Source organism: Sphaerisporangium perillae, assembly GCF_023276435.1.
GTDB lineage: Bacteria > Actinomycetota > Actinomycetes > Streptosporangiales > Streptosporangiaceae > Sphaerisporangium > Sphaerisporangium perillae.
The window spans coordinates 61833-76535 of the sequence record NZ_JALLPO010000017.1 but is presented as its reverse complement, the minus strand read 5'-3'; the positions used below and the strand labels follow the sequence as shown (position 1 = coordinate 76535).

Genomic DNA, 14703 nt, shown 5'->3' with positions numbered 1-14703 from the left:
CGGTGGCGGCGCGGGCGGGCCGGGAGTGGGAGACTTCGGGCATGGCACACCCTGAGGTGACCTACGACGACGTGGTCGCCGCCCGTGACCTGCTGGACGACGTGGTGATCCGCACCCCGCTGCTGCATTCGCGCGTGCTGTCGGAGCTGATCGGCGGCCCGGTCTATCTCAAGTGCGAGAACCTGCAACGGGCCGGCTCGTTCAAGGTCAGGGGAGCCTACGTCCGCATCGCCCGCCTCACCGAGGAGGAACGCTCCCGGGGCGTGGTGGCGGCGAGCGCGGGCAACCACGCCCAGGGCGTGGCGCTGGCGTCGGGGCTGCTGGGGTGCAAGGCCACGGTGTTCATGCCCGAGGGCGCCCCGCTGCCCAAGGTCGAGGCCACCCGCGCCTACGGCGCCGACGTGATCTTCGCGGGCGCGACCGTCGACCAGGCGCTGGAGGCGGCCAAGCAGCACGCCGAGGAGACCGGCGCGGTGTTCATCCACCCCTTCGACCACCCCGACGTCGTGGCAGGCCAGGGCACGGTCGGGCTGGAGATCCTCGACCAGCTCCCCGAGGTCGGCACGATCACGCTCGCGGTCGGCGGCGGAGGCCTCGCGGCGGGGGTGGCGCTGGCGGTGAAGTCCCTGCGCCCGGGCGTCAGGATCGTGGGCGTGCAGGCCGAGCGGGCCGCCGCCTACCCGGCCTCGCTCGCCGCCGGGCACCCGGTCATGGTGGAGCCGGCGTCCACCATGGCGGACGGCATCGCCGTCGGCCGTCCCGGCGACACCACGTTCGAGATGATCCACTACCTGGTGGACAGCGTGGTCACCGTCTCGGAGGAGACGCTGTCGCGAGCCCTGCTGCTCTGCCTGGAGCGCACGAAGCTCGTGGTCGAGCCCGCCGGCGTGGCCGGGGTCGCGGCGCTGCTCGACTGGCCCCACGCGTTCGAGCCGCCGGTGGTCGTGGTGCTGTCCGGCGGAAACATCGACCCGCTGCTGCTGTCGCGGGTGCTGCGGCACGGGCTGTCGGCCGCCGGACGCTACCTGGCCTTCCGCCTCCGGCTCCCCGACCGCCCAGGGGCGCTGGCGACGCTGCTCGCGCGGCTGGCCGACCTCGGGGCCAACGTGCTCGACGTCGGCCACGAGCGGGTGGACCCCCGGCTCCACCTCGACGAGGCCGAGGTGCTGCTGCACCTGGAGACCAAGGGCCCGGTCCACTGCGACGAGGTCCTCGCCGGCCTCCGCCGCTACGGCTACAAACTGATCTTCGGCTGACCACGGCCGGCCGGAGATCGAGGCCCGGGTAGATCAGGGGATCACTGGAGCGTGGGGCGGACGGGCTTGTAGAGCCAGGCGTTGAACAGGTCGTCGAGTTGGCGGCCGGAGAGCTTCTCGGCGAGGTTGACGAACTGGTCGGTCGTGGCGCTGCCGTACTTGTGCTGGGCGGTCCACGTGCGCAGCAGCTTGAAGAACGTCTCGTCGCCGATCTGCCGGCGCAGGGCCTGCAGCGTCATGGCGCCCCGGACGTACACCGAGGTGTTGAACAGGTCGTCGCGCTGGGCCACGCCGGGAGGGTACTTCCACATGGCGGCGTCTTTGGAGGAGTAGTAGTCCGTGAAGGTCCTGTCGGCGCTCAGGCCGCCGTTGTGCTCGGTCCAGAGCCACTCGGCGTAGGTCGCGAAGCCCTCGTTGAGCCACAGGTCCTTCCATCGCGTGATGCTCACGCTGTCGCCGAACCACTGGTGGGCGAGTTCGTGGGCGATGATGCTCTCGTCCGGCTGGAACCCGCCGTACATCGGCTTGGTCTGGTTCTCCAGGGCGTAACCGGCGGAGAAGTCGTCGATCACCCCGCCCGTGGAGGAGAAGGGGTAGGGCCCGAAGACCTTGGACCAGTAGTCGGTGACCTTGGCGGAGGTCGAGTAGAGGAAGTCGAGGTCACTGCGGAAGGCCGGATCGGTGGCGGCGTACGCCGGGATGCCGCCGGCGGTCTTGCCGGTCTTGACGTCGAACTTCCCGAGCGTGATCGTCGCCAGGTAGGTCGCCATCGGGTGTCCCTCGCGCCAGGAGAACGTCGAGGTGGCGCCGGAGGTCACCGGGGCGCCGCGCATCTCGCCGTTGGCGATGACCGTCGTGCCGCTGGGGACCGTGACGTCGAAGTCGAACGTCGCCTTGTCCGCCGGGTGGTCGTTGCACGGGAACCAGGTCTTGGCGCCGTTGGGCTCGCTGGTGACGAACGCGCCGTCCTTGGTGGGGATGAAGCCGTAGGTGCCGAGGTTGGAGGAGTTGCGGACGGGGTCGGGCCTGCCGGCGTAGTCGACGGCGACCTTGAACATCGCGCCCTTCGCGATCGCGGTGGCAGGATCGATGATCAGCTCGTCACCCTGCCGGGTGAACCTGGCGGGCCTGCCGTCGACGTTCACCTTGCTGACGGTGAGCCCGTGCAGGTCGAGGTCGAACCGGGACAGGATCTGCGCGGCCCTCGCCTTGACGCTCGCCGTGCCGGAGAGTTTCCGGGTCGGCGGGTCGTAGGCGAGCTTCAGGGCGTAGTTCTCGACGTCGTATCCGCCGTTGCCGTCGGTGGGGAAGTCGGGGTCGCCGATGCCCGCCGTGCCGATGGTGCTCGCCTGGGAGGCCGGGGACCGCGCGGCCGCCGTGCCGCCCGTCGTGCCGGGTGCGGCGCTCGGCGCCGTCGCCCCGTTCGAGGCGGAGCAGGCGTTGAGCCCGAAGACCGTGACCGACAGCAGGGCGGTCGTCAGCCGCCGTGGACCCTTGAGCTGCATGTCGTGCAGCCTACGTGAAGAAGCCCAGGTCATCAGGCATCCACGGCAATGGTGGAGGCGGCTTTGTCGTGCAGGGCCTGCTTCTTTCCGTCGAACAGGATCCACAGCAGGTCGATCACGCCCAGGCAGCAGACCACGCCGAAGATCCCGTACACGGCCTCGCGGACGGCCGCCTGCCCCGCCGTGACCGGCTCCTGGGTGGGGAACTGCACGACGCGGAGGCGGAACAGCTTCTTGCCCAGGGTCTGGCCGTTCCAGAAGGCCGTCAGCAGCCAGAAGTACAGGAACCAGACGGCCGCGACCATCAGGCCGTTCCCGGCGCGCACCACCTCGACGGTGCCGTCGGGAAGACGCTGGGCCACGGTGGTGGAGAACGGCGAGGTCAGCACGCCCACGATCAGGAGGTCGAGGAGGCCGGCGAACAGGCGTCTCCAGCGCCCGGCGAGCGGGGCGCCCCAGGGACCGTACGGCGGCCCGCCCTGGCCGTAGCCTTCCCACGGCCGCGCGTACGAAGGCTCGCCTGGTGATCCCATGCGTGCATGATCACCAGGAAGCCTTCATGCCAAACCGGTCATGACCAACAGGTCATCCGGTGCGGATCACAGGTTGCCGCGCCGGGCCTGCTCCCGCTCGATCGCCTCGAACAGCGCCTTGAAGTTGCCCTTGCCGAAGCCCAGCGAGCCGTGCCGCTCGATGAACTCGAAGAACACCGTGGGCCGGTCCTGCACGGGCTTGGTGAAGATCTGCAGCAGGTAGCCGTCCTCGTCGCGGTCCACCAGGATGCGGTGCCTCTTCAGCTCCTCGATCGGGGCGCGCACCTCGCCGATCCGCGCGCGCAGCTCCGGGTCGTCGTAGTAGGAGTCGGGCGTGTCGAGGAACTCCACCCCGGCCGCGCGCATCCGCTCGACGGTGCCCACGATGTCGTTGGTGGCGAGCGCGATGTGCTGGACGCCCGGGCCGCCGTAGAACTCCAGGTACTCGTCGATCTGCGACTTCTTGCGGCTGATCGCCGGCTCGTTCAGCGGGAACTTGACCTTGCGCGTGCCGTTCGCGACGACCTTGGACATCAGCGCGGAGTACTCGGTGGCGATGTCGTCGCCGATGAACTCCGCCATGTTGGTGAAGCCCATGACCCGCTTGTAGAACTCCACCCACTCGTCCATCTTGCCGAGCTCGACGTTGCCCACGCAGTGGTCGATCGCCTGGAAGTACCTCTTGGCCGGCGGCTCGACCAGGGGCGCGGCGGGCACGTACCCGGGCAGGTAGGCGCCGCTGTAGTTGGAGCGGTCGACCAGGGTGTGGCGGGTCTCGCCGTAGGTCGCGATGGCGGCCATGACGACCTTGCCGTGCTCGTCCTCGCCGACGTGCGGCTCGACCAGGCCGCGAGCGCCCGCGGCGACCGCGTGGGCGTAGGCGGCCTCCACGTCGGGCACGTCCAGCGCCAGGTCGATCACGCCGTCGCCGTGCTCGGCCACGTGGCGGGCGATCTTGGTGCCCGGCCGCACCGAGCCGCGCAGCTCGAAGCGCGCGCCGCCGGAGGTGAGCACGTACGCCACCTCGTCGCGGCTTCCCGTCTCGGGTCCCTTGTACGCGACCAGGCGCATCCCGAAGGCCGAGGAGTAGTAGTGGGCCGCCTGCTTGGCGTTGCCCACGGCGAAGACCACCGAATCCATGCCGTGTACGGGAAATACATCGCTCATGAGGCCACTCTCGGATGCTGCGCACCAAATGTGCAACTGTTACCCGAATTGGTGGACAAGTTGCCTAGCGGGAGCGACTTGTTCCCGGTAATCCTGTACAGCATGACGATCGACGAGCTGGATGTACGGCTGATCTCGCTGCTCGCCGCCGAGCCGCGCGTGGGCATGCTGGAGGCCTCCCGGCGGCTCGGCGTGGCCCGCGGCACGGTGCAGGCGCGGCTCGACCGGCTGGTGGAGCAGGGCGTGATCACCGGATTCGGGCCGGACGTCGACCCGGCCGCGCTGGGGTACCACGTGACCGCCTTCGTGACCCTGCAGATCAGGCAAATCAGCGGTCATGATCCGGTCGCGAGCCTGCTCGCGTCCATTCCGGAAGTGCTCGAGGTCCACACGATCACCGGCGGTGGTGACATGCTGTGCCGTGTGGTCGCGCGCAGTAACGCCGACCTGCAACGGGTCATCGATGTGATCGTGGACGTCGAGGGGGTGGTGCGCACGTCGTCGGTGATCGCGCTGGACACGCCGGTCGCCTACAGGGTGCTGCCCTTGGTCGCCGATGTGCCTCGCCGCCGCGACCGCTAGGCCCCGCCGCCGTCCCGCGACGACCCCCGGCTCGACGTGCGGAGCACCGTTATCTATCCTTTACTGTAGACGATCCGCCCAGCTTACGGGGGTTTGCTGCGCAGTAGATCGGGGGTTACGCCGTGCGGGACGCAGAGAAGAAGCGCCGGTCCAGGCGCCGTCTTCTCCATCGATTCCTCATCGCCGGTGGCATCCTGGTGCTCGGCGTCGCCGGATTGTTCGCCGTCGTGTGGGTGCTGACGCCGATCCCCGACACCACCCAGAAGCTCGCGACGGCCCAGGGCTCGCTCATCTACTACCGCGACGGCAAGACCGTGCTCGCCAGGCAGGGCGTGAACCGCAAGAACGTCTCGCTCGACAAGGTGCCGCAGGTGGTGCGCGACGCGGTCATCTCCGTCGAGAACCGCACCTTCTACCAGGACCAGGGCGTGTCGCTGCAGGGTACGGCCCGTGCCATGTGGTCGACGGTCACCGGCAACCAGATCCAGGGCGGCTCGACGATCACCCAGCAGCTGGTCCGCAACTACTACAGCGGCCTCAGCCAGGAGCGGTCCGCGACGCGCAAGCTCAAAGAGATCATGATCTCGCTGAAGGTCGACCAGTCCAGGCCCAAGTCCTGGGTGCTCGAGCAGTACCTCAACACCATCTACTTCGGCCGGGGCGCGTACGGCATCCAGGCCGCCGCCCAGGCCTACTTCGGCAAGGACGTGGACAAGCTGAACGCCGCCCAGGGCGCCTACCTGGCCGCGGTGATCCAGCAGCCGTCGCGCTTCGCCGCGCCCAAGGGCGCCGATCTGGAGGCCGCCCAGGCCCGCTGGCAGACCGTGGTGAAGGCAATGGTCGAGACGCGCTCCATCGACTCGTCCGAGGCCGCGACGATGGCCTTCCCCAAGCTCGCCAAGCTCAAGGACCCGCTCTCGCTCAGCGGGCAGAAGGGCTACATCCTCGCCCAGGTGCGGGCCGAGCTGAACCGCCGCGGCTACACCGACGAGGACATCCAGCAGGGCGGCCTCAAGATCACCACGACGTTCGACAAGAAGCTCATGGCCGCCGCCGAGCGCGCCGTCGAGGAGACCCTCCCGCAGGACACCTCCAACAAGGTGCGCACCGGCCTGGCCGCGGTCGCCCCCGACACCGGCGAGGTCGTCGCCTTCTACGGCGGCAAGGACTACGCGCAGAACCAGTACGACAACGCGTTCTCGGCCAAGGTCCAGGCGGGCTCCACCTTCAAGCCGTACACGCTGGCCGCCGCGCTGGAGAACGGCCTCGACCTGAACACCCGGGTCAACGGCAACTCGCCGATCCGCGTGGCCTCGGCCAAGGATCCGATCCCGAACTCCGGCGGCACCTCCTACGGCGCGGCCATCGACCTCGTCGAGGCGACGCGCAACTCGGTCAACACCGCGTTCGTCGACCTCGCGCAGCGGGTCGGGCTGGCGAAGGTCGCCGAGGCCGCCGAGGCCGCGGGCATCCCGGCCGACCAGCTCGCCCGGCAGAAGGACTACCCGACCTTCCCCCTCGGCACGGCGTCGGTGAGCGCCGTTCAGCAGGCCTCCGGGTTCGGCACCTTCGCCGCCGGCGGCATCCACAAGGAGGCGCACGTCATCCGCTCGGTGACCGACGCGGCCGGCGACACCAGGAAGTTCACGGTGCCTGGCGCCCGCGCGTTCAGCGAGAGCACGGCCGCCGACGCGACGTTCGCGATGGAGCAGGTCGTGCAGAGCGGCACCGGCACGGCGGCCCGGCTGTACGACCGTCCCATCGCGGGCAAGACCGGCACCAGCGACTCTTCCAGCGCCGTGTGGTTCGTGGGCTACACCCCGCAGCTGTCGGCCGCGGTGAACATGTTCCGCGACGACAACAAGACCGTGAGCGTCCCCGGGTACGGAGCGCTTTACGGGGGGTCCCTGCCCGCGCAGGTGTGGCGGGCGTTCATGTCCGAGGCGATGGCCGGCAAGCCGGTGAAGGACTTCCCCGGCTCATCGAGCTACGACCCGTACTACAACGACTGGAACCGCAACGGGTGGGGCAACGGCTGGGGCGGCCGCGACAACGGCGCCCCGACCGGGCAGCCCACCACCGGGCCCACCTCGCAGCCGGACACCACCCCGCCCCCGGCGAGCCCGGACGCCCCCGGCCCGAGCGGCGACCCCAACACGGGGGACCCGAACGGCGGGAACCCCAACGGCACAGATCCGCAGTTCCCCGACAACATCCCGGTGGAAACCCCACCCCCACCAGGCTGACGGCCTTCCTCCGGCCGGCGGCTTGACCACCGTCCGGCCCTGCCTGCTCGCGCTCAGGCTGACGGCTTTCCTCCGGTCGGCGGATTGACCACCGTCCGGCCCTGCCTGCTCGCGCATTCGGCGCCGGGTCGGCGAGAAGGGGGACGGCGAGGCCGGCGCCACGGTACGTCGGGTAACCCGGTGAGCGAGTTCGTGGTCTCCTTCCACCGGCGGGCGGTCAGTGGGCGGGGGCGTCGCGCAGTTCCTTGGCCAGGTCGGCGGGGGAGGTCACCGGCATCCGGCAGGTGAAGCCGCGGCACACGTACGCGGCGGGCAGCCCGCCGACCAGGCCGCGCCCCTCCATCAACGGAACGCCGCCGTCGCCCAGCGCGATCACCATGCCGGGGACCCCGGCCATGAGGGCGGCGCGGTGCAGGGCGGTGGTGCGCGGGTCGTCGAGCGCTCCGGTGATGGCGACCTCCACCGGCCCGGCCAGGGCGGCCTCGGCGACGGCCAGCCCCCATCCGGCGAACCTCGCGTGCCGGTCGGCGAGCGTCGACACCGTGCCCAGAGCGGCCTCGGCGGCCTCCCGGTGGCGGGCCGACCCGGTCAGGGCGCCGTAGGACAGCAGGGCCCCGGCCGCGGCGAACTGCCCGGACGGTGTGGCGCCGTCGGTCGAGTCCTGGGGGCGCTGGAACAGCGTCTCGCCGTCGTCGGCGGTGTCGTAGAACCCGCCCGACCCATCGGGGAACCGGTCGAGCACCGTGTCCAGCAGGGCGCCCGCCCGCTCGAACCAGCGCACCTCCCCGGTGACCCCGTACAGGGCGAGGAAACCCTCGGCGACGTCGGCGTAGTCCTCCAGCACCCCGGTGTTGGCCCCGGCCCGCCCGTCGCGGGACGTGCGGACCAGCCGCGCGCCGTCGAGGTGCGTCCGCGCGAGCAGCTCGGCCGCCGCGCGCGCCGCGTCCACGTAGTCACGGCGGTCGAACAGCGCACCCGCCTCGGCGAGGGCCGCGATGGCGAGCCCGTTCCAGGCGGCCACCACCTTGTCGTCCCGGCCGGGACGTACCCGGGCGGAACGGGCGGTCAGCAGCTCCGCGCGCACATCGTCGAGCATCGCCCGGTCGGGCGGATCCTCGAGCAACTGGAGCACCGAGGCGCCGTGCTCGAAGGTGCCCGCGTCGGTCACCTCGAACACCGAGGCTGCCCAGGCGCCGCGCTCCTCGCCGAGCGCCTCGCGCAGCTGCGCGGGCGTCCAGACGTAGAACCTGCCCTCCACGCCCTCGCTGTCGGCGTCGAGCGCCGAGGCGAAGCCGCCTTCGGGGGTGCGCATCTCGCGCAGCAGCCAGTCGGCCGTCTCCATCACGACCCGCCTGGCCAGGGGTGACCCGCTGGACCGCCACCAGTGGGCGTACACCCGCAGCAGCAGGGCGTTGTCGTACAGCATCTTCTCGAAGTGGGGCACCACCCAGCCGGCGTCCACGCTGTAGCGGGCGAAGCCGCCGCCGAGCTGGTCGTAGATGCCTCCGCGCGCCATGGCGGAAAGGGTCTTCTCGGCCATCGCCGGCGCCGGGGGAGTGCCGTGCCTGAGCAGGAACTCCAGCACCATGGACGGCGGGAACTTGGGAGCCCCGCCGAACCCGCCCCGGGCGGCGTCGAAGCTCCTGGCGAGGTCGTCCAACGCCCGCTCCAGCGTCGGCGGCGTCGGCAGCGGCCCGCGCGGCAGCTCGGCGCTCTCGCCGAGCGCCGTCACCACCTGGGATCCCTGTGCGAGCACCGCCTCCCGCTGCTCGGTCCACGCCCGCGACACGCCGGCCAGGAGCTGCTGGAACCGCTGCCGGGGGAAGTAGGTCCCGGTGTAGAACGGGTGGCCCTCGGGGGTGGCGAACACGGTCATCGGCCAGCCGCCCTGCCCGGTCATGGCCGTCGTGGCGTTCATGTAGACGGCGTCCACGTCGGGGCGCTCCTCGCGGTCGACCTTGACGTTGACGAACCGCTCGTTCATCATCCTGGCCGTCTCGGGGTCCTCGAACGACTCGTGGGCCATGACGTGGCACCAGTGGCAGGCGGAGTAGCCGACGGACACCAGAAGGGGCACATCGCGCCTGCGCGCCTCGGCGAAGGCCTCCTCGCCCCATTCGAACCATTCGACGGGGTTGTCGGCGTGCTGGAGCAAATATGGGCTCGTCGCATCCTTCAGCCGGTTCATCGACCTTCTCCTGCCTAGGCGGGGCCCACGATCCCTCTCACACTAGACCGGCTCGGAGACGCGACTATGAGCGGCGTACCGACCTCATACTGAGGGCCGGATACTGAGGGCCGGCACCTGCGGCGCGTGCGGGAAGCCGGGCGTGTGCCAGGTGCCTCCCGACGCCGTGACCGCGAAGGCCTCCACCCCCTCCAGTCCCGTCACCCACTCTTCCGCCGCGCCGCCCATCGCGAAGGCCGCCGTGGCGTAGGCGTCGGTCATGGTCAGGCTCGCGCCCACCAGCGTGATCGAGGCCAGCTCGGTCGCCGGCCGGCCGGTGTGCGGGTCGAGGATGTGCGGCCCGCGTTCGGCCGTGCCCGAGGTGGCGACGGCCAGGTCGCTCCCGGTCACCAGGGTCGCGAGGTCGCCCGGCCGCAGCGGGTGGGCGACGCCGACCCGCCACGGGCGTCCGGGGGCCGCCGTGCCGGCGAGCTGGACGTCGCCGCCGCCGTTGACGCAGTGGTTCACCGCCCCCGCCCTCCTGAGAATGTGCGACGCCTGCTCGATCGCCCAGCCCTTCACCATGGCCGAGGGGTCCAGGCGCCCGCCCGGGTAGGTCGTGAAGTAGCCGTGGGACGCCTGGGCCGCCAGATCGCACATGTCGAGGATCTCGGCCACCTCCGGAGGGCAGTCGTCCAGGCCGATCTCGCCTCTGCCCAGCCGGCTGACCGGGCTGTCCGGCCGGTACGTCGAGAAGGTCTCGTCCACCCGGTGCAGCCACGCCACGGCCTGGGCGAGGGCGTCCGCCGCGTCCGCCGCGTCCACGGGGCCGCGTACGTCGAAGGAGAAGACCGTGCCCATGGCATGCTCGACGTGGCGCGTCACAGGCCGGCCTTGTCCAGGGCGCTCTGCAGCGACTGGACGTACCCCTCGCTGGTGTAGGTCGCGCCCGAGACGGTGTCGATCTGGGCCGACTGGGCGGCGAGAGCCTCCTGGGTGAGGATCGGGAGCGCCCGATCGTTGATCTCGATGTCGCGGTGGTTGCTGTTCGGCGCCTGGAGCACCTGGACGTCGGTCACCTTGCCGCCGGACAGCACGATCGCCACCTGCACCGGGCCCCAGCGGGTGTCGGCGGCGCCGCCGTTGACCACCTTGCGCTTCGTCGCGCTCGTACCGGTCTTGGTCTTCCCACTGGGAGTCGGCGCCTGGCCTTCCTGGCTCGCCTGCCCGGCTCCCGCATCGTCGCCGCCGTTCTGGGACAGAGCGGCCGGCCGGTCCGCCGTCGCGGTGATCTCGTGGGGCTTGAAGGACAGCAGCAGCACCAGTCCCACGGTGGTGACGAGCACGGCCAATATCGCTCTGCGCATAGGGGATTCCTTAGAACTCGAACGACTCGTGGTGAATCCGGCGCTTCTTGACCCCGGCGGCGCGCAGCGCGGATATGATCCCGCCGGTCATGCCGGCCGGCCCGCAGACGTAGACGTCGTGGTCGGGCAGGTGGGGGATGAGCCGGGTGAGCGTCTGCGGGGTGAACGGCTCGCCGATCAGGGCCCGGGGGCCGACGCAGTAGTGCAGCGCCGCGCCGCGCCGGACCGAGATCGCCTCGAGCTCGGTGCGGAACGCCAGGTCCTCGGCGGTCCTCGTCCGGTAGAGGAGCGTGAGGTCGCCGGGCGCGGCCGGGATCGACTCGAACAGCGCGCGCATGGGGGTGATGCCCACTCCTCCCGCGATGAGCAGCACCTTGCGTCCCTTCCGGCGGCGGGAGGTGAACGCGCCATAGGGGCCTTCGGCGAGGACCCTGGTGCCGGGACGCAGGCGCGCGATCTCGCGGCTCTGGTCGCCCAGGTCCTTCACGGTGATCCGCAGCTCGCCGGGCCGGGGGACCGCCGACAGCGAGTAGGGGTTGGGGGACCACCACAGCTTCCTGGTCAGGAACCGCCACCGGAAGAACTGGCCGGGCTCGGCCCGCAGCCTGTCCAGGTGACGCCCGGTGATGTGGACGGAGACGACTCCGGGGCCCTCCCGCACGACCCTGCCGACCCTGAGGCGGTGCCGGAACGACTGCCGCACCGGGGTGAGGAACCGGTACCAGACGAGCACGACCGCGACCCCGATGTACAGGGCGTACCAGGCGGCCTGGGCGAGCCGGGAGTCCTGGAACTCGTTGCCGGTGGACAACTGGTGCCCGAAGGCCAGCCAGGCCGCCAGGTAGGTGTAGAAGTGCAGGTGGAACCAGGTCTCGTAGCGCATCCGGGGCCGGATGGCGCGCGCTGAGATGATGCCGACGCCGACCAGGAGCAGCACGGCCACGGTGGCCTGGAGCACGTCGGGGTAGGTCAGGTTCAGCGTCACCGTCTCGCTCACCACGTTGGTGGCGTCGGTCACCGCGTAACCCCAGATGATCAGCAGCGTGTGGGCGACGCAGAGCGAGACGACGTACCGCCCGCCCATGGAGTGCCAGCGGGCGAGCTTGTCCGATCCGACCCCGCGCTCCAGCGCCGGGATGCGGGCCATCAGGGCCAGCAGGACCGCGATCGCGTACCCGGCGAGCAGCCCGGTGATCCGTCCGGCGCCGGTCAGCAGGCCGTCCAGCCCTGACACGCTGGGCGTGTTCGCCCACCACAGGCCGAGGACGGCGAGCGCGCCCGCGGCGATGGCGATCAGGACGGCCGCCGGATGGGCGCGGACGCCTCCCGGTGGACCCCCCCGGTGCGTGCCGCCGGTGACGGCCCGTTCGGCGAAGGTGGTGCTCACTAGGTCTCCTCTCGGTCGATCCGTGACATACCGTGCCAGCCGAACTTCTAGATTCCTTCTGAACAGAGCATGCTCGGACGATTCATAGGATTCTCAGAGCTGGTTCAGAAGGACGGCATCGGCGAGGGGAGGACGCTGGTACCACTATGCGCGCGACTTCCCGAGATCTCCCTGAGCTGCTGCGCCCGGACGGCACGCCCGTCCGCGTGCTCGTCGTCGACGACGAACCCGACCTCGTCGAGGTGCTCGGCGCGGTGCTCCGCTACGAGGGCTGGGAGGTGCGCACCGCCGCCGACGGCACGGCCGCGGTCGACGCGGCCCGCGAGTTCCGCCCCGACGCGGTGGTGCTCGACGTCATGCTGCCCGACATCAACGGCATCGAGGTGCTGCGCCGCCTGCGCGCCGAGGCGCCGCACATATGCGTGCTCTTCCTGACGGCGAGGGACGCCGTGGAGGACCGGATCGCCGGGATCACCGCGGGCGGGGACGACTACGTGACCAAGCCGTTCAGCCTGGAGGAGGTCCTGGCCCGGCTGCGCGGCCTGCTGCGTCGCGCCGGCGTGGCACGGACCGCGGAGGGCGACCGGCTGATCGTGGGCGACCTGGTGATGGACGAGGACGCGCGGGAGGTGACGCGGGGCGGCGAGCTGGTGGAGCTCACACCGACGGAGTTCGAGTTGCTGCGCTTCCTCATGCGCAACCCGCGCAGGGTGGTGAGCAAGACGCAGATCCTCGACCGGGTCTGGTCCTACGACTTCGGCGGCCAGGCCCACGTCGTCGAGCTGTACATCAGCTACCTGCGCAAGAAGATCGACGCGGGGCGTCCGCCGCTGATCCACACCGTGCGCGGCGTGGGATACGTCCTCAAGCCATGAGACCGTACACGCTCCGCGCCCGGCTGGTCGCCGGCGTCCTGGTCCTGCTCGCGCTCGCCTTCGCCGCGATCGGCGTGGCCACCTCCATCGCGCTGGAAGGCTTCATGGTCGGCCGGCTGGACCAGCAACTGTCCATGACGGTCGGGAAGTTCGCCGCCAGCCTGGAGCACAGGGTGGAGAACGGCGAGTACGGCGACAGCCGGGGGCAGTCTCCCGGCACCCTGGGCGCGCGCGTCCTGAACGGCCGGGTGACGGACGCCGCCGTGGTGGCTTCGAACAGCACAGGCCGCAACCTGGCCGCCGGCGACGCGGCCGTCCTGGCGGGCATACCGGTGGACGGGCGCGCACACAGCGTGGAGCTGCCGACGCTGGACGACTACCGCGTCATGGCGATCGACGGACAGGACGGCGACGTCCTGATCAACGGGCTCCCGATGGAAGGCGTCAACACCACGGTGCACCGGCTCCAACTCGCCGAGATCGTGATGTTCGCCGTGGTGATGCTCGTCACCGGGGTGGCCGGCGCGATCGGCGTGCGGCTGTCGCTGCGATCCTTGGAACGGGTGGCGGCCACGGCCCGGCGGGTCAGCACGCTGCCGCTCGCCAGCGGGGAGGTGGCGCTGCCCGACCGCGTGCCGGACGAGGACCCGCGCACCGAGGTCGGCCAGGTAGGTGCCGCGTTCAACCGCATGCTGGGCCATGTGGGCGAAGCCCTCGCCCAGCGCCACGCCAGCGAGCAGCGGATGCGGACCTTCGCCGCGGACGCCAGCCACGAGCTGCGCACCCCCCTCGCCACCGTCCGCGCCCATGTCGAGCTGGCCCGGCGCAACCCCGGCGAGGTGCCGGAGGAGGTGCGGCACGCCCTGGAGCGGATCGAGGCCGAGTCGTCGCGCATGGGCAAGCTCGTCGAGGACCTGCTGCTGCTCGCCCGGCTGGACGCGGGCAGGCCGCTCGCCCGCGACCAGGTGGACCTGACCCGCGTGGTGATCGACGCGACCGGAGACGCGCGCGTCTCCGCTCCCGCCCATCACTGGCGGCTGGAGCTCCCGGAGGAGCCGGTCACGATGATCGGCGATGCGGACCGGATCCACCAGGTCGTCGCCAACCTGCTGAGCAACGCCCGCGCGCACACCCCGCCGGGGACCACGGTCACCGTCTCGGTCCGGGACCCCGGCCCCGGCAAGGCGGAGCTCACCGTGTCCGACGACGGACCGGGGATCCCCGAAGAGCTCAGGGAAGAGCTGTTCGAGCGGTTCGTCCGCGCCGACAAGGCCCGCTCACGCGCCTCGGGCGGCAGCGGCCTCGGGCTCGCCATCGTCAAGGCCGTGGTCGGCGCGCACGGCGGCACCGTGGACGTGGAGTCCCGCCCCGGCCGCACGGTGTTCCGGGTGCTCCTCCCCGCCGCGTAGCGGCACGAGGCCCCTGCGGCCTCAGGCGGTCCCGGTGACCAGCAAGGCGATGCCGAGCAGCACGACGACGGGGATCAGCCACATCACGGCCTCGACTGCGAACTCCTTGTACATCCTGTGCCTCTCCCTCTGATGACCTGTTGCGCCGCGAATGGCTCGCCATGCAGCTTAACGGGCGCGTACGGCAGCGTCGGCCGTGCGCGATGTTC

At 71.0% G+C, this 14703-nt stretch carries 12 protein-coding genes; 5 read left to right on the top strand and 7 right to left on the bottom strand.

The genetic code is table 11. The annotated features are described in order from the left end of the window. The first annotated feature begins 41 nt into the window (after positions 1–41). A complete protein-coding gene (gene ilvA / locus MYF83_RS18205; RefSeq protein WP_248961653.1) occupies positions 42–1256 on the top strand; it encodes a threonine ammonia-lyase in 1215 nt (404 codons plus the stop codon). 41 nt (positions 1257–1297) lie between these two features. Here ilvA and MYF83_RS18200 read toward each other — a convergent pair whose 3' ends face one another. The 3 genes from MYF83_RS18200 to hppD all read right to left on the bottom strand — a co-directional run bounded on the left by MYF83_RS18200 (position 1298) and on the right by hppD (position 4461). Beyond that, complete coding sequence (locus MYF83_RS18200; protein ID WP_248961652.1) at positions 1298–2761, bottom strand: M1 family metallopeptidase; 1464 nt, start codon at positions 2759–2761, stop codon at positions 1298–1300. Positions 2762–2793: 32 nt separating this feature from the next. After that, complete coding sequence (locus tag MYF83_RS18195) at positions 2794–3294, bottom strand: RDD family protein (RefSeq protein WP_248961651.1); 501 nt, start codon at positions 3292–3294, stop codon at positions 2794–2796. A gap of 66 nt (positions 3295–3360) precedes the next feature. After that, positions 3361–4461: a 4-hydroxyphenylpyruvate dioxygenase gene (gene hppD, locus MYF83_RS18190; RefSeq protein ID WP_248961650.1), complete on the bottom strand. Its 1101-nt coding sequence runs from the start codon at positions 4459–4461 to the stop codon at positions 3361–3363. 102 nt (positions 4462–4563) lie between these two features. Here hppD and MYF83_RS18185 point away from each other — a divergent pair, with 102 nt between their 5' ends. Both MYF83_RS18185 and MYF83_RS18180 read left to right on the top strand, forming a co-directional pair. After that, positions 4564–5043: an Lrp/AsnC family transcriptional regulator gene (locus tag MYF83_RS18185; RefSeq protein ID WP_248961742.1), complete on the top strand. Its 480-nt coding sequence runs from the start codon at positions 4564–4566 to the stop codon at positions 5041–5043. Positions 5044–5165: 122 nt separating this feature from the next. Then, entirely contained in the window at positions 5166–7289 is a 2124-nt protein-coding gene (locus MYF83_RS18180) for a transglycosylase domain-containing protein (RefSeq protein WP_248961649.1), read from the top strand. Positions 7290–7506: 217 nt separating this feature from the next. Here the strand turns inward: MYF83_RS18180 and MYF83_RS18175 are convergent, their stop codons facing one another. The 4 genes from MYF83_RS18175 to MYF83_RS18160 form a co-directional block, all read right to left on the bottom strand. Beyond that, positions 7507–9477: a thioredoxin domain-containing protein gene (locus MYF83_RS18175; protein WP_248961648.1), complete on the bottom strand. Its 1971-nt coding sequence runs from the start codon at positions 9475–9477 to the stop codon at positions 7507–7509. Between the two features lie 84 nt (positions 9478–9561). Then, positions 9562–10341 carry an FAD:protein FMN transferase gene (locus MYF83_RS18170; protein ID WP_248961647.1) on the bottom strand — a complete coding sequence of 260 codons (780 nt, stop codon included), beginning with the start codon at positions 10339–10341 and terminating at the stop codon, positions 9562–9564. Further along, a complete protein-coding gene (locus tag MYF83_RS18165) occupies positions 10338–10823 on the bottom strand; it encodes an FMN-binding protein (protein WP_248961646.1) in 486 nt (161 codons plus the stop codon). The genes MYF83_RS18170 and MYF83_RS18165 overlap by 4 nt, the downstream gene beginning before the upstream one ends. 10 nt (positions 10824–10833) lie before the next feature. Then, positions 10834–12210, bottom strand: a complete 1377-nt coding sequence (locus MYF83_RS18160) for a ferredoxin reductase family protein (RefSeq protein WP_248961645.1) — start codon at positions 12208–12210, stop codon at positions 10834–10836. Positions 12211–12356: 146 nt separating this feature from the next. Between MYF83_RS18160 and MYF83_RS18155 the strand changes: the two genes are divergently transcribed. Together MYF83_RS18155 and MYF83_RS18150 are read left to right on the top strand one after the other, a co-directional pair. Continuing rightward, a complete protein-coding gene (locus MYF83_RS18155; RefSeq protein WP_279339705.1) occupies positions 12357–13085 on the top strand; it encodes a response regulator transcription factor in 729 nt (242 codons plus the stop codon). Beyond that, positions 13082–14494: a sensor histidine kinase gene (locus tag MYF83_RS18150; RefSeq protein ID WP_248961644.1), complete on the top strand. Its 1413-nt coding sequence runs from the start codon at positions 13082–13084 to the stop codon at positions 14492–14494. Before MYF83_RS18155 ends, MYF83_RS18150 begins: the two co-directional genes overlap by 4 nt. Positions 14495–14703: the final 209 nt, after the last annotated feature.

Excerpts from the sequence above, each read along its gene's own strand:
- MYF83_RS18175 (WP_248961648.1), bottom strand. The coding sequence starts at position 9,477 with ATGAACCGGCTGAAGGATGCGACGAGCCCATATTTGCTCCAGCACGCC.
- MYF83_RS18150 (WP_248961644.1), top strand. The coding sequence starts at position 13,082 with ATGAGACCGTACACGCTCCGCGCCCGGCTGGTCGCCGGCGTCCTGGTC.
- hppD (WP_248961650.1), bottom strand. The coding sequence starts at position 4,461 with ATGAGCGATGTATTTCCCGTACACGGCATGGATTCGGTGGTCTTCGCC.
- MYF83_RS18155 (WP_279339705.1), top strand. The coding sequence starts at position 12,357 with ATGCGCGCGACTTCCCGAGATCTCCCTGAGCTGCTGCGCCCGGACGGC.
- MYF83_RS18185 (WP_248961742.1), top strand. The coding sequence starts at position 4,564 with ATGACGATCGACGAGCTGGATGTACGGCTGATCTCGCTGCTCGCCGCC.
- MYF83_RS18200 (WP_248961652.1), bottom strand. The coding sequence starts at position 2,761 with ATGCAGCTCAAGGGTCCACGGCGGCTGACGACCGCCCTGCTGTCGGTC.
- ilvA (WP_248961653.1), top strand. The coding sequence starts at position 42 with ATGGCACACCCTGAGGTGACCTACGACGACGTGGTCGCCGCCCGTGAC.
- MYF83_RS18165 (WP_248961646.1), bottom strand. The coding sequence starts at position 10,823 with ATGCGCAGAGCGATATTGGCCGTGCTCGTCACCACCGTGGGACTGGTG.
- MYF83_RS18195 (WP_248961651.1), bottom strand. The coding sequence starts at position 3,294 with ATGGGATCACCAGGCGAGCCTTCGTACGCGCGGCCGTGGGAAGGCTAC.